The following is a 17,697-nucleotide window of genomic DNA, read 5'->3' on the forward strand; positions in this document are numbered from 1 at the left end:
TTCTATGACAAAACTCCCGGCGGCGATAGGCGATCCGGTCTGAGGCCCCGCGGTGGGCGATTCTATTTTTTCAAATGTCGCCGCAATCTTCAGCACATCGCACGATGAAAGCGGCCTGAGAAACAATTTGTTGATGGCCTGTTGGGCATTCGCACAACCAAAAGGCGAAACAGCGTAACAATTTTACGAAAATCAACCATTTCGGAATCGTTAGTTTGCACACGAATTAAATCAGTGATAAATTTTAACGGTCGCCCATGTTGGGGTTTGGTGCGGTAAAGAAGTCTGCCGATGGTTGGCAAGCATTGTAGTTTATTTTCTGAGGGCAGGTATTTCACCTGATTTAGGTTCCATGACAGTACATTTTCCAATCAGTTCCACGGAAATCGAACAGAACAAGACAGTACGGGTTGTACCGGCACATATTGCTGAACGTCCCTATGGCATTTACCGGCATTTCGCGAAACGCGCCTTTGATATCGTGATCGCGCTTGTCCTGCTGCCGGTTGCCTTTCCTATCATTGCCCTCTTCGCGCTGCTGATCGCGCGTGATGGTCACAATCCCTTCTACTCGCAAATGCGCGTCGGACGGAACGGTGACAGCTTCCGCATGTGGAAGCTGCGGACCATGGTTCACAACGCCGACCAGAGACTGGCGGAATGCCTGGCACAGGATCCGAGAGCCCGCCAGGAATGGGAAACCACGCAAAAGCTCAAGAATGACCCGCGCATCACATTGATCGGGCGTATACTACGCAAGATTTCCGCTGATGAGCTGCCGCAGTTGCTCAACGTGCTCAACGGGACCATGTCCCTGGTTGGCCCGCGGCCCATGATGTTGTGCCAGCGGGACAGCTACACCGGCAATTCCTATTTCGATCTGCGGCCAGGCATTACCGGGCTGTGGCAGGTTTCCGACCGGAACGAAGGGGCCTTCATCGACCGCGTGAAATTCGACGAAGCCTATAACCGGGCCCTGTCGCTGAAAACAGATTTCGCGATCCTGCTGCGGACCGTTGATGTCGTGTGGCGCGGCACCGGGTACTGACGCACGCACACGGTCGAAATCAGTGTTGATGGCCTGTACAGACAGCTGCCATCAACAAAGAGTGTTTCTTTCGAAATTTTAAGTTCTGGTCCCGGCCCCGGCAGTATCGTAAAATTACGCAGCTGCAGGGATTGCGCAGCCTAGTGAAGGACATCATGTCATGCGTCTATTTCGTTTCCTGAGACCCGCACCGCTCATGGTGCTGCTGCTACTGGTACTGGTCGGGTGTAAATCGGTCGAAGAACAGGCTGAAGAGCATTTCCAGAGCGGGCTCGCCCTGATGGAAAGCGGTGACTATGATCGTGCAATCATCGAGTTCCGCAACGTGTTCCAGCTCAACGGCAGCCACCAGGAAGCCCGGCACAAGCTGGCCGAGATTCACCTAGACCACCGCGATGACATGCGCAGCGCCTACGGTCAGTACCTGCGGCTGGTCGAACAATATCCCGATGATTTCAAAGCCCGCATCGCACTGGCCGAGCTCGCCTTCATGGTGCAGAACTGGGAAGATGTCGAACGCCATGGCGCCGCGGTGGAACGTCTGAACCCCGAAGACCCCCGCAGCAAGGCAATCATCATTGCCCGCGCTTATCGCGCGGCAGCCCTGGCAGAGAACAACAGCGATCTGCGGGCACAGGCGCAGGCCGCCAAGGCCTTGCTGGAAACGCAATCCGACAGTGTCATCCTGCGCAGCATCGTGCTCGACAGCCATCTGCGCGACAGCGACACGACCGCTGCCCTGGCCCAGATCGACTGGCTGCTGGAACGCGACCCCGACAACCTGACGTACTGGCGTCAACGCCTTCTGGTGCTGTCACAGCGCGATGACATGGAAGGGATCGAACAACAGCTCCGCGAAATGGTCGAACGCTTCCCGGAGGACACCAACAACAAGCAGTCTCTGATCCGGTTCTACATGTCGCGTGGCCAAACCGATGAGGTGGAAACCTTCCTGCGCCAGCAGGTGGCCGACGCCGGCGATAATGAAACCGGTGCGCGGGCTGATCTGATCCGCTTCCTGGCCGAGGTTCGCGGCAGGGCGGAAGCGCGCGAGGAAATCGACAAGGCCATCGAGGCGGGTGTCGATACCGTGGTTTTCCGCGCTCTGCGGGCGGGCATGGATTTCGAAGCCGGCGCGCGTGAAGCAGCCGTGAAAGAACTGCAGGATGTCTTGGAAACCGCCGAGCCGTCCTCCGAAGTCAACGATGTCAAAGGCGTGCTGGCCAAGATGCTGCAGACGATGGGCAATGAGGTCGGCGCCCGCGCTCTGGTGGAAGAGCTGCTGGCAGAAGAGCCCGGACATGCCGAAGCGCTGAAAATGCAGGCCACATGGTACCTTCAGGCGGATGACATTGATGCGGCCATTGCCTCTTTGCGCAGTGCGCTGGACACAGATTCCGATGACGCCGAAGCCATGACGCTGATGGCCCAGGCCCACCAGCGGGCCGGCCGGCCCGAACTGGCACGCGATTTCCTGTCGCTGGCGGTTGACGCTTCTGGCAATGCCCCGACAGAAACCCTGCGGTATGCCAGTCTCCTGATAGAAGATGAGAGCTATTTACCCGCCGAAGACATTCTGCTGCAGGCGTTGCGGCTTGCGCCGCAAAACACCGGCATCCTGCAGGCACTGGGGGAAATCTATCTCCGGACCGACGATGCGGGCCGCCTGTCGCAGGTGATCGAAAGCCTGCGCCGGATGGACAACCCCGATGCGGTGCGCAGCGCCAATGGGCTGGAAGCCGCGCGCATCAACTCGCAAAGCGGCATTGAGGAGGCCCTGCAATATCTCGAAGATCTGGCGAACTCTGCCGATGCTTCGCTTTCTTCACAGGTCGCGCTTGTGCAGGCGCTCTTGCGCACGGGAAATACAGACGCCGCCCTGGAAAAAGCGCGTGATCTGCAACAGGAAAACCCCCAGAACGAAGTGATACAGGCCGTCCTCGCGGCGACCGAGACGGCCAATGGAAATTTCGACACTGCCGAAGCATTGTACCGTGACTTGCTCGCAACGGATGCACAACGCGCCGGCGTCTGGGGCGAACTTGCAAAACTGGCCATGCGGCAGGGCGACCCCGACGCCGCCCGGACCGTGATCGATGAAGGTCTGTCAGCCGTACCGGGCGACCCGGCACTTTTGTGGGCCAAGGCAACATATGAAGAGCGTAACGGGAATATCGATGCCGCCATCGAGATTTACGAAGACCTCTACGCGACACGCCCGACTTCTTCCATCATCGCAAACAACCTCGCCAGCATGCTGGCGACCTACCGCTCCGATGAAGAAAGCCTGGAACGGGCCTGGACCGTCGCGCGCCGCTTCAAGGAAACGGATGTCCCCGCGATGCAGGATACCTACGGCTGGATTGCCCATCGGCGCGGCGACAGTGCGGAGGCCCTGCCCTATCTCGAGGCCGCGGCAAGAGGTCTGCCGTCCGATCCGATTGTGCAATACCATCTGGCCCAGGTTTATCTCGCTCTGGAGATGCCCGCCAAGGCGCTGGCCCAGTTCCGGATTGCTGTAGAGGTCGCTGGTCCGATCGATCAGCGGACACAGATCGAAGAAGCCCGGGCGCAGGTCCAGACGCTGGCTGAAACAGTCGAGAATTGATCTCGTGATCAGGCGCCCTGTTGCGGGGCGTCCACGATCTCCAGCGCCTTCGTGACAGAAGCCGGATCAACCTCAAAATGCTGCAGGGAATGTTTCTTGTAGGATTGATCCAGGCGGTAAATCTCCCTGAGATGTTCCGCCTGGAGTTTACCCCGCACCCCGCACCAGTGCCCGGCAATGGCAGAAGTTGCTGCCCGGTAGACATCCGTGACGTGCCCCACGGGAAAAAGCTCCACCAGTTTCAGCGGTGCCGCGGCGGCTGAACGGTAGAGAATGGGCGCCAGCGCTGCCCCGTGCACCGCAACAATACTCTGCGCATGCATCACGGTGCCGATCTGCTGGGCAACATCCATGTCCTCGGGGTAGATTTTTTCGAACCCCGAAGCACTCAGCAGCGTTGCGATCTCATCTTCATTTGCCAGCCCACGCGTGGATTTACGTGAAAGAAACAACCGTCCGGGCGTCGCGGGTACCGGGATTCGCCCGGCCTCGAGCGCTGCGGCAACCGGGCTGATCCGCGCATCACGCAGCAACGCGTGGCGTTCGCCGCGGATTGCTACCCAATTGTCATATGTGACACGGATGCCCCGGGCCTCGATCGCGGCATCCGAATAGAAAACATCCAGCTCCAACACCTCTGCGACCGCCCGGATGTATCCGGGTGTCTTGCCGGGCAGTACCAGCGTGAACCCGTCCCATCGGCTCTCCAGCGTGCGGCAGATCAGCGCCAGCACGGCCAGGTGATTGTTCAGAAAATGCGCCCAGTTTTCCGGGCTGTTGACACGCAGGTCGACAATCGGCCTGGGGCCATCCCATGACATCCTGCCGCGGGGTTTGACCTTTTCCTTGAGCCAGTGACGGGAGGGTGGCGCAAACACATGGTGACCGGGCGTAAAGGTAAATTGCCCACCGCCGCTGGTCTTGGCGGGCAGATGCACATGCTCCAGACCTGCGACGATCCGGTCCACCAGATAGGATCGCGGGCCGATCATCCACCCCGGCGGCACCGCATGCGCCTTCAGGTCGACCACATGGCTGTCCTTGTCACTGCTGCCGAGGCCCTGCTGCATCCCATACCCCTTGCCTGGTTTTCCGATCCCGGTCCCGCAGGACGGGACCCTGCTTCAAGAGCACGTAATAAATCGGTTTGTCGATAGCCCTGATCAGGTGGCGAAAAGCGGCATGCATTCCGGTTTCTGTCCGTTACTCCAACAGCACACTTCGCAAAAGATACGCATGAAATATACAGATCGGCCTTTCCTTGTAAGTGCTCTGCGAGGAGATTAAGCTAAATTCTGTGGAAAGGACTGTTCTCCCCATGCAGGCACTGATGCGTATCATAGCTGGTCTTGTCCTTGCCGTTTTCGCAACGGCAGCACTGGCGCAGTCCGAATATCGCGCCCAGCCTGGTGACGTGCTGGTCATCGAGGTGCTCGAAGACAGCAGCCTGAACCGCTCCGTTGTCATCCTGCCTGACGGGCGTTTCAGCTTCCCGTTTGCCGGCACATTGCAGGCGGCGGGCCGGAGCGTTGCACAGGTTCAGGAAGCGATCACCAACGCGATCCAATCGAATTTCACCACCCGGCCTACGGTTTTTGTCTCCGTGCAACCGGCCTTCCGCCCGGACGTCGGCGCCGCTGGCAGCACCGTGGAAGATGCAATCAGCGTTTATTTCCTTGGCGAGGTCAGAAGCCCCGGTATCTTCCAGGTCGAACGGGGCACAACACTGCTACAGGCCATGGCGATCAGCGGCGGCTTTTCGAACTTTGCGGCAACCAAACGCATCCAGTTGCGGCGCGACGACCCAAGCACAGGTGGACAACAAGTCTACAACATCAACTATAAGGCTCTGTCGAATGGAGCCATAAGCAACAAGATCGAGCTGAAGGATGGAGATGTCATCCTCGTACCACAAAGACGCCTGTTCGAATAAACCAGTTTCCGACAGGTCGAAGACAATAAAACTGCGCCACGGAGTTGGCGCGGTTTCTGCATTATGCGCCCTCTTCGGTGTCAGCGCGATTGCAACGGCACAGGATAACCAGCCGCCCGGTCTTGTGGCCTCGCTGGATATTACGCAGCGCCTGGAGTACAGCGACAACCCCGATCTCGAAGCTGAAAGCGACTCGGATATCTTCGGGCGCACCATTCTTGGCTTCGGGCTCGCAGGAAACACGGACATCCAGAGCTTTGAGTTCAACCTGGGCCTGGATATCGAACAAGGCCGCAACGACCGGTCAAGTATCGACCTGCTGAACCCGTTTGTGAACTTCGGCTATGACCGGGCCAGTCGGGCCTCGCGCATTGGCGTCGATCTGAGTTATCGTGAATCCGACGTGGATTCCCAGGTCTTCGACGAGGAATTCCTGGAAGACGGGGACTCCATCAACCAAAGCACCGGCACCCGTTCAAGCTATCGCGCCAGCCTGTCCGGAGCGATAGGAGAACAGGCCCCGATTGGTGCAAGTTACCAGCTGTCGCGCAGCGAAATTCAGTACAGCGGGACCGTCGATCCTGATCTGACGGACCGGACAACGGACAATGCGTCGGGTCAGCTGGAGTTCCGCATAGACCCGCGCATCACGGCACGACTGACCGCCAACTATAGCAACCTCGATGTGGATGGCGACGGCGTCGACCGCCGCACAACGGGCTTCGGGGCAGGTGTTGGCCTGGATGTCACGCCGCGCCTCACCATCGATACCTCGCTCAGCCAGACCCGGGTCGAACAGAGCGGCACCAGGAATGAGGTGGACGAAGGCCTGAGCTTCGGGGTCGATGTCTCCCAGGCGATGGTCAACGGATCACTTAACCTGAACCTGGCCTCGGATGTGACCTCGAACGGGCGGCGCGAGTCGCTGCGGCTCAGCCGGTCCATGACGCTGCAGCGCGGGTCGGAACTGTCGTTCAACCTGGGCGCCACCCGCAGTGACGAGAGTGATCTGAACCCGCTTTACGGCCTGTCCTATCAACATGTGCTGCCAAGCGCCGAGATTAGCGTGAGCCTGTCACAGACGGTCACGGCAGACAGCAACAACCAGGAAGAAATCAACACCACACTGCGCGGCAGCTACCGGCAGGATATCAACGAGCTGTCCAGCCTGAGCGCTACCATATCCCTGTTCAACAGGAACGAACTGGGCGCAGCCGCGGATGATGGTCAGCGTGTTGAATTGGGCCTGTCCTATCGCTACGCCCTGACCCGGGACTGGGGATTGGTGACCGGTGTGAGCCACACGCTTTCGAGCCGCGATTCAGAAGCGGATCGCAGTTCGAATGCCATATTTGTCGGGATACAAAGAAGTTTTGCCTGGTTCCCCTGATGCAGAAGGTTGCAAAGGCGAAACCCGCCCGACCATGATAGGCAATGCCTGAACACAGCACCCCTGGCTCCAAGGAGTATCCCTCAAAAACCGGGCGGACTGCGCAGGTCCTGCTGCTGGCCGGGCTGATTGCGCTGTGCTGTCTGATTGAGGTGGTTTTACAGCTGGCCGACCGTGAAATAGGGATCACCGCCCCGCTGCGCCGTATGACCTACGACTACTACGGTTTCTGGCCCGGGCTGCTCAAGGACTGGCAGCCCAACTTCACGGCCCAGCCCTATACGATGTTTTTTACCTACAGCTTTTTGCACGGGGGGCTTACACATCTTGCCGTGAACATGATGACCCTGTGGTCGCTGGGGCGTGCGGTCATGGACCGGGTCGGAGCCTGGGGATTCAGCCTGCTGTATACCGGGGCCATTCTTGGAGGGGCCTTGGGCTTTGCGCTGCTTGCCTCGAATCTGAGACCGATGGTCGGGGCGTCGGGGGCCTTGTTCGGACTGGCCGGCGCGCTTCTCGCATGGGCCTATGTCGATCGCTATACCTATCGCGAAGGGCTCTGGCCGGTGGCCCGCGCCATACTTGGCCTTGCGGCCCTGAACCTCGTGATGTGGTGGGCGATGGATGGCCAACTGGCGTGGGAAACCCATTTGGGTGGATTTGTCGCCGGCTGGATCATGGCGCTGGTGGTCGACCCAAGGCCACAGAAATCAGAAGACGCCTAAGGCTTGTCGCCCCGCAGCAGGTGGGGGCAGCAGGTCCGACAAGACTGCAGACCGTCGCGCAAAAGAAAAACGGCAGGCCCGAAGACCTGCCGTTCAATTGTTTCATCTACGTCAGTAGGAAAGGCTTCAGGCTGCCTTGCGGCGGCGACGTGCCAGACCCAGACCACCCAGTGCTGTACCGAGCAGCAGAACACCTGCTGGCAGCGGAACCGCGCTGATGACTGTGATCTCAGCGATGTCGAAACCTGCCGGACGATCATCCGTGGAAACAGAGCCCACAGCGAAGTCCAGTGTCACGTCTGTGAAGCGCAGTGTGTTGAAGATACCTTCAAAGGTGAAGGCCACTGTGCCGGCTGCGTTGCTGATCGGATCCGGGTCAACTGTGATGAAGCTGCCTTCGTCACCCTGGACGCCGACTTCGACGCGGACATATTCGTCCCACTCAATGCGGCCTGCGTCGCCACCGTTGGTGACTTCGATCACGGAACCAGGGCTCTGGAACAGTGCAGGCGAGAAGTAGAATTCAACGGTTTCACCGAACTCCAGCTCGAAGAACGTGTTTGGATCACCATCATACGCATCCGAAGACACACCGCGCGCGTCACCCGGAAGAGCATTATTTGCATTGTCGGATGTCGGAGAAATAACTGCAGCTGAAACGCTCGTACCGAGCGCGAACATTGCCGCAGCAGCTGTAAGGAAAATAGTCTTCATTGGTTAAATCCACCGTGTAGTTGTTGTAATCAAAAACCCGCCCGATAGTCGGCAAGATACTGCCGTGTTTATAACATAGTGGAATTTGGGTGTTAATCTTTTCTTTACCAGAACCCGCCGAAAAACCCTGTTCCCGTCGTTTTGCAGTGTGGTTTTCGCAAAGCTTGCCGAGAATTCCACCGACAGGCAGTGGATTGTACTCATTAATGAAATAAAAACGCACGCTAAGATGGAATTGTCCTCGGCAGAGGATCTTTTGCCGCGCAAGGCGCAGAGATGATTCGGAAGAATCACATACACCCATTGCGGGAATATGTCTTTTTCATTCTTGTAATGCGCGATTTTTTGCCCCCTGCAGATGCTTTTCCTCGGCGTTCCGCGTGGATGGATCACATTGAGCGGCAATCTGCTCACCAATCCGCAGGGCAACCGCCGCGATTGTCAGGCTGGGGTTGGTGGCCCCGCTGGTCGCCAGAACCGACCCGCAGGCAACATATAGGTTCTGGACACCATGGGCCCGTCCCGATGCATCCACGACACTGGTCCTGGGATCATTCCCGGCCCGGCAGGTGCCGCAGGGATGCCCGTGATTGAGCTCCAGATCATAGGATAGCCACAGGCGCATCATGCCCTTGAATGACTGGTCCACCAGTTTACGGAGTTGTCGGCCCCGCTGACGCAGCTCTTGCGGGATCGTGTAGTAGAACCGCATGCCTGACGGCGTCTGCGGATCAGCCTGCACCCTGTTTTCGGGATAGGGGTAATCTTCGAGGATCAGCGCAAAGATCGTGGCACCTCCCAGCAGCCGGTCCGCCAGCAGCGCCGGAATGCGCAACAGATGCCGCAACAGCTGCCACCGGGCAAACCGGCTCTGATCAAACCGCTGGCGCAGCACATAAATGACATTGCCGTAACGCGCCTCGGCGCCGGTGGATTGGATCTCGCCGAATTTCGTGCCGTCCGGACGTTCGTAGAAGTCCCTCAATGCAATGGACTTCTTGGGGCCGGTGCCATCAAGCCCCCGCTTGGACCACAGGGCAATACGCAGATCCGCATGGAACATCAGGTTGCGCCCGACCTGGTCATTCTGATTGGCCAGCCCGTCGGGCCAATGCGTATTGGCAGAGTTCAAAAGCAGGACTGGTGTGAAATAGGCCCCGGCGGCAACCACCACCGCCTGCGCGGTCAGATCGACCTCGCCCTGAGCCGCTTTCACCCGGACAGAGCGCACCCGGTCAGGTTCTGCGTTCAGCCGGACCACGGTGACTTTTTCGCAGATCGATACCCGCCCGCTTTGCAGGGCCGCTGTCATGAAGCTGTTGCGCGCGTTGCGTTTGCACTCCTTCAGGCAGACCCGCCCCAGACAGGCGTCACACCCCGGACGATTGAGGTTGGCGTAATGCAGCCGGTAGGGATTCAGGCCCGCCCGGGCGAACCGCGTCATGAACCAGCGGTCCCGCGTGCTGGCCTCGACCGGCGGGGCCAGATCATAGATCATCTGCGGGGCCTGCGGGTCCGGGGTGCCACTGACCTGCAACAGGGCCTCTGCCTTGCGGTAGTAAGGCTCCAGCGTGCGGTAATCGAAAGGCCAGGACACCACGCGCCCGTCGGGCAGCGTCTGGGGCGCAAAATCAACCGGGCGAAACCGGTCCACTGCCGCGGCATAAAGCAGGGTCGAGCCCCCCACCCCGCATCCCAGTGGCGGCCAGGTGTCAAAGCGGCGCTCATCCACCACACCTGAAATCTGGTGGGGCCAGCGCCCGATGGACAGGCGGCGTTCCGGGTCCGTCTCGGTGGCGTCCACGGTTGCAGAGGCCTTGAAATCCTGCTGACCCTTCTCAAGCACCAGAACCCGCAGCCCGGCCTGCGCGATGGCATAAGTCGCCGCACAGCCCCCCATGCCCGCGCCGATCACAATCACATCCCAGGGCTGCTCCGCCGCCTCGGCGATCTCGATACTTCTATGCTTTGCCAAAATATCCTCTGACCGGCATGTCGCCTTTGGTGATGCCCGCATCCCGGGACCATGGCGGCAGAAATCCGTTAAAAATCTATTGCGTTAAAATACCCGTCGTATCCCTGATACCCGTGGAAATCGCCGGCCCACCCTGCCGTCTGCTCACCGGGCAACGGCGGAACATGATCACTGCGGCTGTGATGAAAGACGGTCTCTGACGGGATACCCCTACCCGCTTATCCCCCCTGCCCGACATCTGCCACCGGCAGGTCGGGTAAAACTCTGATCACTCCATCCATGACTGATATCTCCGGCTCAAATGCCAACTTTGAAACAATCAGGGCCCTTGGCTGTCAATGATATTCTCCGCCCGGAACCAGCCCCGCAGGCCTAGAATGCCGCCCTGTTTTTGGACACCCACCCCAGAAATGCCTTGTCCGGGGACCGCAGCGACGGGCGGCCCGTTTTGTGCCAGAAGGTGCGCCATTCGGCTTCCAGGTGGTAGACATCCACTCCCGGTATCAGGCGGCGTGCCGCCTCCAGCGCGTCCGGGCTCAGCTGCGGTGGCCGGTCCGGCACATCCTCCACAACCGATTTAGGCGTGACACAGATGATGTCCCCTGCCTCCTCTGCCAGATCATAATCCGGCAGCCGTCCATCGCGGATGATCTCGCGCAGCATGGCTCGGAACACCCTGCGCGGACTGGAGGAACCGGATTTCTTGCACAGGGTCTCTACCGATACCCGCCAGACCGCCTGCCGTCCGCAATGCTTGCGCGCCAGTTCATAGAGCCGCCGCTCAAGCGGTTTGCGCAGGGAGAAGTACTCCTTGCTCAGGGTCAGTACCGATTTCGCCAGAACGGCCCGGTAGAGCCAGTCCGACAGGGTGACACGGACCCGCTGCATCCGTCCGCCACGGGTCTTGCGGACGATCTCCCAGGCCTCGATCAGGCCAAAGCCGCTGGTGGTCTCTTCGCCGCCGACCGCAATGTTGGTCGTGATCCTTGTGCCGGACAGCCGTTCGAAAGCGTCGCGCAGCCGTCGGTACCCATCGCCGGATGTCTCGCGCCCCGACGCGATCAGCAGATCATGCGCCGTCAGGGTCAGCGTGCGCGAGGTTGCCCGGCCCGCGTTGATCGCGGCCATCAGCTGCGAGATACAGAAGATCAGGATATCCGCATCGAAGATCGTCGCCCGCCCCTTCACCGACGGCGTGACCGTTACCTGCGTGCCATTGTGCTCATAAGACAGGATACGCCGGTCCGGGCGGGTCGAAAGCGAAAACAGCGGATGTTCCATGGAGGCCAGATCATGTTTGGGTACCGCGCCGAAAAAGTCGCAGACAAAGAAATCTTCCTGCACACTCCCGGCTGTCTGCCCGGCGGCCACTGGCATGCCCATGCCTGCTCACTTTCCGGGCCAGTCCTGGGCCCTGTCGTGTCTACTGCTCTGCCAACGCGTGATGCGTCACCTGTGCCCCGTTGTTTCGGGGTTTCATTTACGGGATGACCCTAGCCTCCCCCAAGCGCCCGGTCCAGCGTCGCGACACCAACGTCGGGGTTTCAGAGTCGTTTTACCGTGGGATCGGAGTCACTCCAACGGGGTTTCAGAGTCGCCTCTCTCTGCAATTTTCATCTCAACCCCTTCAAAAAAAACAAGTTTTAGAAGAGCAAGGTTGCCATAACTATATAAATAACTGAATTTAACAAACAAACAGGCCCGATTTTACCCCAAAAACCATAGTGCAAAGGCGAATCGTCGCGCATTTTCAAAGAAAACCAAGAGGTATGAAACAACCCTCTTCTCGCGTAACACCTTTTATGGCACACTGTCTGAAAGGCGTTACATAGAGCAGAGAACAGGCATATGGGCATAGACCCCCTCCCCCCCTATTTCAACATATCCCCCGATAAGGCGGAAACAGATCTTCCTGCCCCTGTCACGACCCGTGATCTGGGAGCGCTGGCGCAAACCTGTGAGCAGGGACGCAACGATCTTGCCGGGCGCGGCCTCGATGAAACCGGCAATCGCAAACTGCGGCCCTTTTCAACCTGGGAGATCACCAAATATCTCATTCCGGTGGCGCCCGCTCATTTCAGACGGGTCCTGCGTCAGAATCCCGATTTGCCACAGGGTACGAGCGAAACGGATGGCGGCGCCAAATGGTTCACCCTGGACGAGGTCCTGCGCCTGCGCGCGCATTTCGGACAGGAAGGATCCAAATCCAAGGAATATGTCCCCTACCGCCCTGCAGGACAGCCTGCAAAGGTGGTGGCTGTGGCCAATTTCAAGGGTGGTGTGGGCAAAACCTCCACCTGCGCGCACCTGGCCATGTCCGCGGCGCTGGATGGCTATAAGGTGCTGGTCATCGATCTGGACAGCCAGGGCTCCATGACCTCCATTTTCGGTCGTCAGGTGCAGGATGAATGGGGCACGGTCTTTCCCCTGCTGGCCCGCCATTACGCGGAGCATCTGCGCGTGGAGAACCAGCGCAGGCTGGACCGGGGGGATGACCCCCTGCCCCTTGATGAGACCCTCACAGAGGCGCTGGATGTCTCGCCACAGGATATCATCACCAAGACGCACTGGCCCAATATCGACCTGATCGGCGCGCAGCTGAACCTTTACTGGTCTGAATTCCAGATTCCGGTCTGGCGGATGGCGGCGCGTTCCTGGAAGCTCTGGGATGCGCTTTCCGAAGCCCTGGAGTCCGGGGGCGTGCTGGATCAATATGATCTGGTGTTCCTCGATACTCCTCCGGCGCTGGGGTATCTGACGATCAACGGGCTTGCGGCGGCGGATATCCTGTTGGTGCCGGTGGGAGCCTCCTTCGTGGAATTCGACAGCACGGGGCGGTTCTTTGATATGCTGCACGCCACCTTTTCCTCGATCGAGGAGGGGGAGAACATCGCCGCCCGGGCCCTGGGGCGCGACGAACTGGCCTTTGAATGGGATGCGGTCCAGGCGATTGTCACCCGCTTCGACGCTTCCCAGCAGATGGAGATGGCCAGCCTGATGCAATCCTACATGGGGCGTACCCTGTCGCCCTTCCGCCAGGATTTCACCGCCCTGATCGGACAGGCGGGGGAAAGCGTGAACGGCATCTACGAAGCCGATTACCGGGATTTCAATCGTGATACCTACGCCCGTGGACGGGCCACGTTCGACGAAACATACGCCGCGTTCAAACGGCTCCTCTACGGGGTCTGGCGTCGGGACGAGCGTGCTGCGGATACGGGCAAGGCCCAGACGGCGGCGGAGTGACATTTCGCATGCGAAACAGAGTCGAATTTGGCTTTTTAGGGTCTGATATTGGCCCGTATCTCGATAGAGCAGGCCGCACACCCGTGGCACAGTGCGGTGTGGTGGCAGCAGGCAGGAAGGAAAGAACCAATGGCCAAACGTAAGCGTCTCGCCCCGGCGGCGATTGCGGATCAGGACATCGGCGGCGATGCGCTGGAGACCAAGGCGTTCCTGGGGTGGGCCGGGACGCGACGCCCCCCGATTGCCGATATCTCCGGTGACGCGGCAGCGCAATCCGCGCTGGAAGAGGTCTCCGGCGAGTTACAGAGGGCCCGCACCGAAGGCCGCATGATCACGCCCTTGCCGTTGAACGAGATCGACGATGCACATCTGGTACGCGACCGGTCCCACGTGGATGCGGAGGAAATGCAGGTGCTGATCGACAGTCTTCGATCCCGGGGCCAGCAGACAGCAATTGAGGTGGTGGCCCTTGCAGAGGGGCACTATGGGCTGATTTCGGGATGGCGGCGGCTGATGGCGCTGCGTCAGCTTCTGGAACAGACGCAGGAGCCGCGATTTGCCACGGTCAAGGCGCTGATCCGCAGCCCTCAGAGCGCCCCTGATGCCTATCGGGCGATGGTGGAGGAAAACGAGATACGCGCGGACCTCAGCTTTTATGAGCGCGCGCGGATTGCGGTGCAGGCAGCGGCGCAGGGGGTGTACCCAGATCCACAAACGGCGGTGCAGGCGCTTTTCGAGGCCGCACGACCGCCCAAGCGATCCAAGATCCTGTCTTTCACCACATTGGTCAGCGCGCTGGATGCACATCTGAAATTTCCTGCCGCCATTCCCGAGAAGCTTGGTCTGCCGTTGGCGGCGGCCCTGCAGTCCGACAAGGGGTTTCGGCGGCGGCTCACGGAGGCCCTGCGCCGGGCCGCGCCAGAGACCGCTACGGCGGAGCGGGCGGTGCTGGAACGGATTCTGCGCGGAGAGGATCAGCCACGCAGAGCCAAATCCAGCCCTGCCGAACAGATCGCCCCCGGGGTGCAGATCAGGGTGGCATCGGGCCGTGTCTCGCTGTCCGGCAAGGCGGTTGACGACATGTTGGTCGAGGATTTACGCCAATGGCTCCTGGCGCGCAAAAAAAAGGGAAATGACTAGTATATTCATATACTTGGTCATTTCCCTTTCGCGTGCGAAACAGGTTTTGAGTGGGGTTATGCTGCCATGATATCCGGCATGTCATTGTAGTTTTCATCGTTCAGCACGGGCGGGCTCTCATCAAAGACGCCCTGTCCCTGGGTGAGCGCGGCCCAGAGATCTGCGCTCTCATCGCCCCCCTGCCCGGCATCTCCAATCGTGGAGTAGCTGATCGAGCCGCTGCCTGCCGTGATCTCGAGACGCAGCTCATCACTGTCGTAATCGGTAACCACTTCGGCATTCCATGCGCTGCCGAGCCCGAAGACATCGATCTGGTCGAAAATCCCATCCAGCGCATCCACATCGATCAGGGTGTGGCTGCCGGCACCGCCTGTGTAGTCACTCAGGTCAAGCTGCAGCGTCCCGTCGAGAGAGGCCCCGGATTGCACGTCAGAGCCCGCCTGATCCCAGCGTCCGCTGCGGAATTCTTCGACGGTGGAGAAACCATCCTCATCGCTGTCAAAGGTCAGCACGGCGTCATCGGCCATCTGGAACACGGCGGTTCCGTTTTCGGTGCCGTCAAAGCCGACCTTGGCTTCAGATCCCTCAATCCGCAGCTCGCTGCCCGCCTGCAGGGTGAAAAGCGCGTTGTCCGTGGCAAGCAGGGTCTGTCCGTCCAGCGCATGGATTGATGTCTGTCCCGTGAAATCGCCGGTGTTGGCAAAACGTCCGCCGTTCACCTCGATGGTCAGCCGCGCGTCATCCGTATAGCCATCCGTCCAGAACTGGCCTGCGCCCTGGGTGCTGATCAGGGCGCCATCAGGACCCGTTTCCAGCACGTCATCCACCGTCAGACGGCCGGAGTTCACATGCAGTTTCCCGCCTGATCCCAGCGTCAGGTTCGACAGGCTGGTCGTGGCGCCATATTGCACCCAGTTTCCCGCCAGATTGACGCTGTCGCCATTGTCGGGCACGTCTTCGCTGTCCCAGTTGAGGCGATTGTCCCAGCGAATGCCGTCAGCGAGGTTATTGGGGATGAAGCGGTGGTCTGTTTGCGCCTCGTCACCGTTGCCCGTCACGCCAAAGCCGTTCTGGAAATAGGCGATGAAATCATCGGCGGTCACGAAGTCGTCGTAGTCGGTGTCGGGCAGGGTCAGGATGTAGTCCATCAGCTCGCTAATGGTTGCATCCTCTTTGCCCAGGAGGGTGGCGGCAAAGTTCTGGATGGTGGTCTGGTCGGCCTGATCCCGGTCCAGGTCATCGACATTCTTGTCGAGTGCCAGACCGCGCCCATTTTCCTGATCCTGTGCCCAGTTGTAGATGATCGTATCATCATAGGCAGCCCCATGCGGAGATTTCAGCGCGTCGTCGGCACGTGTCTTGGCCGCGATTTCATCCGGATTGTTCGGATCGGCCATATGCGCGATGATGTTGTCCAGCATCGTGGTGGCGACACCATCGTTGACCACGCCCAGGCTCTTTGCGCCGATAAAGAATTTCTCAATGGTCTTGTATCCGCCTGAGGTGATGACGTTGTCCGAGAACAGGGTGAAATTGCCAACCGGCCCCGCGCTTTTGTAATCACCACCCAGGAAATCGACAGCAGCATTGTTGTCCAGGAAGATATTGTCCTCGACATAGCCGCCCCCACGGATATGGGCCCCGAATGACGCCCCCTGGGAAATGATGTTGTCCCGGAAGGTAACATCCCGCGTATCGGCTTGCAGGTAGATGTTATGGCTGAACATCGAGGGCGGCATGCCCCCCTCGGTGGAGCCGTCGGTCCGGTAATCATCTTCCCAGGCGTTGTGGTGGGCGATGCTGCCCTCGATCAGAATGCCGTCCACATCTTTGACGAACATGCCGACCCCGCGTGGGTTGCCCCAATAGTCTGCATCGGGAGCGTCCCGTGTGACATGTGTCACCTCGGAATCGTGGAAGGTAAAGTTGTCCACGCCCTGAATGCTCATGCCGGCGTCCGTGACGCTCACATCGCTGAAAATCGTGTTGTCCGCATGTGAGTTGAAGACCCCTGCCGTCAGTTCAATGTCGCTGAAGACGATATTGGCCGAGTCCGCCTGATACATGACGATCTTGGTGTCGATGACAGGCCGGTCGCCTTCCCCCCAGGAAGTGATATGCATCGGGTGCAGTTCACTTTCGCCATCGGCGCCTGCTTCGATAATGCGTCCGAGATCCTCGTAGGTATAGCCTTTTTCGAAAAGCAGCCAGTGCGAGTTGTCACCATCCCCCCGCCAGTTGGTCATGCTGCTCCAGAGCTCCATGCCGATGTCGGAAGACAATGCCATCTCTTCGTCAGCACCGTATTCGCCATTGGCTTTCAGCCACGAGCCGGTGATGTCGCTTTCCTCCAGCCCCTCCATGGCGGCGATATCCGCGCGGGTCAGGGCGTCATCGCTTTCCGAGATATAGACCTTGCGATGGACTTCACCGGTTTCCACGATGATATCCCCATTCTCGTCCTCTTCGAGCATGTAGTGCTGTCCCTGGCCCCAGCCGGCGGCCTGTGCAGGCGCAGAGACGTCGAGAGACAGGCTGTTTACCTCGGTTGTGCCATCTTCATAGCTCACCTTGTAGTCAAAGGAGAGCGGGCCGCTGTAGTCGCTGCCTGACATGACGACAGAGAGCGTGTTGTCCGGGTTTACAGTGACATTGCCATGTTCCGGCCCCTGGCTGATCTCGATGGCCGCGACGCTCTTGTCCGTGTCCAATTCCAGTGTCGTGACGCGTCCGCCTTCAATGGCAGGGGTGTCCGACTGGCTGAAAGACGTGGCCTCCAGCTGCTCCGGGCCGTCTCCGGAAGAGTTCGACGGGGCAGGCGGAATGGCAGGCTCGGGTGTTGGTGCCGGAGCAGGGGCGGGCGCGGGTGCTGGCGCAGGGGCCGGTGTTGGTTCTGGTTCGGGTGTTGGCTCCGGCGC

At 59.6% G+C, this 17,697-nt stretch carries 12 protein-coding genes; 7 read left to right on the top strand and 5 right to left on the bottom strand.

Annotated elements, in window-relative coordinates; genetic code table 11:
- Positions 1-352: 352 nt before the first annotated feature.
- Both Q1A07_RS21530 and Q1A07_RS21535 read left to right on the top strand, forming a co-directional pair.
- A complete protein-coding gene (locus tag Q1A07_RS21530) occupies positions 353-1,048 on the top strand; it encodes a sugar transferase (protein WP_299784533.1) in 696 nt (231 codons plus the stop codon).
- A gap of 160 nt (positions 1,049-1,208) precedes the next feature.
- Positions 1,209-3,656 carry a tetratricopeptide repeat protein gene (locus Q1A07_RS21535; protein ID WP_299784534.1) on the top strand — a complete coding sequence of 816 codons (2,448 nt, stop codon included), beginning with the start codon at positions 1,209-1,211 and terminating at the stop codon, positions 3,654-3,656.
- A gap of 8 nt (positions 3,657-3,664) precedes the next feature.
- Here the strand turns inward: Q1A07_RS21535 and Q1A07_RS21540 are convergent, their stop codons facing one another.
- On the bottom strand, positions 3,665-4,726 hold the full coding sequence (locus Q1A07_RS21540; protein WP_299784535.1) for a glycosyltransferase family 61 protein: 1,062 nt from the start codon (positions 4,724-4,726) through the stop codon (positions 3,665-3,667).
- A 260-nt stretch (positions 4,727-4,986) separates the two neighbouring features.
- On the opposite strand from Q1A07_RS21540, the gene Q1A07_RS21545 reads away from it, so the two are divergent.
- The 3 genes from Q1A07_RS21545 (at position 4,987) to Q1A07_RS21555 (ending at position 7,704) form a co-directional block, all read left to right on the top strand.
- Positions 4,987-5,589: a polysaccharide biosynthesis/export family protein gene (locus Q1A07_RS21545; protein WP_299784536.1), complete on the top strand. Its 603-nt coding sequence runs from the start codon at positions 4,987-4,989 to the stop codon at positions 5,587-5,589.
- A gap of 124 nt (positions 5,590-5,713) precedes the next feature.
- Positions 5,714-6,979, top strand: coding sequence for a hypothetical protein (locus tag Q1A07_RS21550; protein WP_299784537.1), 1,266 nt, complete (start codon positions 5,714-5,716; stop codon positions 6,977-6,979).
- Positions 6,980-7,023: 44 nt separating this feature from the next.
- Positions 7,024-7,704, top strand: coding sequence for a rhomboid family intramembrane serine protease (locus Q1A07_RS21555; protein WP_299784538.1), 681 nt, complete (start codon positions 7,024-7,026; stop codon positions 7,702-7,704).
- A gap of 126 nt (positions 7,705-7,830) precedes the next feature.
- On the opposite strand, the gene Q1A07_RS21560 is transcribed toward Q1A07_RS21555, so the two are convergent.
- The 3 genes from Q1A07_RS21560 to Q1A07_RS21570 form a co-directional block, all read right to left on the bottom strand.
- The gene (locus tag Q1A07_RS21560; protein ID WP_299784539.1) at positions 7,831-8,418 is read right to left on the bottom strand and encodes a VPLPA-CTERM sorting domain-containing protein; all 588 of its coding nucleotides are present in this window, start codon (positions 8,416-8,418) and stop codon (positions 7,831-7,833) included.
- A gap of 322 nt (positions 8,419-8,740) precedes the next feature.
- On the bottom strand, positions 8,741-10,393 hold the full coding sequence (locus tag Q1A07_RS21565; RefSeq protein WP_299784540.1) for a GMC family oxidoreductase: 1,653 nt from the start codon (positions 10,391-10,393) through the stop codon (positions 8,741-8,743).
- A gap of 372 nt (positions 10,394-10,765) precedes the next feature.
- Positions 10,766-11,776: a replication initiator protein A gene (locus tag Q1A07_RS21570; RefSeq protein ID WP_299784541.1), complete on the bottom strand. Its 1,011-nt coding sequence runs from the start codon at positions 11,774-11,776 to the stop codon at positions 10,766-10,768.
- Positions 11,777-12,241: 465 nt separating this feature from the next.
- Here Q1A07_RS21570 and Q1A07_RS21575 point away from each other — a divergent pair, with 465 nt between their 5' ends.
- Complete coding sequence (locus tag Q1A07_RS21575) at positions 12,242-13,639, top strand: AAA family ATPase (RefSeq protein ID WP_299784542.1); 1,398 nt, start codon at positions 12,242-12,244, stop codon at positions 13,637-13,639.
- A gap of 129 nt (positions 13,640-13,768) precedes the next feature.
- Positions 13,769-14,779: a ParB N-terminal domain-containing protein gene (locus Q1A07_RS21580; RefSeq protein WP_299784543.1), complete on the top strand. Its 1,011-nt coding sequence runs from the start codon at positions 13,769-13,771 to the stop codon at positions 14,777-14,779.
- A 56-nt stretch (positions 14,780-14,835) separates the two neighbouring features.
- Here the strand turns inward: Q1A07_RS21580 and Q1A07_RS21585 are convergent.
- Positions 14,836-17,697, bottom strand: a 2,862-nt coding sequence (locus tag Q1A07_RS21585) for a right-handed parallel beta-helix repeat-containing protein (protein WP_299784544.1), incomplete at its 5' end; no start/stop codon positions are given.

Source organism: uncultured Roseobacter sp., from assembly GCF_947492555.1.
Classification (GTDB): Bacteria; Pseudomonadota; Alphaproteobacteria; order Rhodobacterales; family Rhodobacteraceae; genus Roseobacter.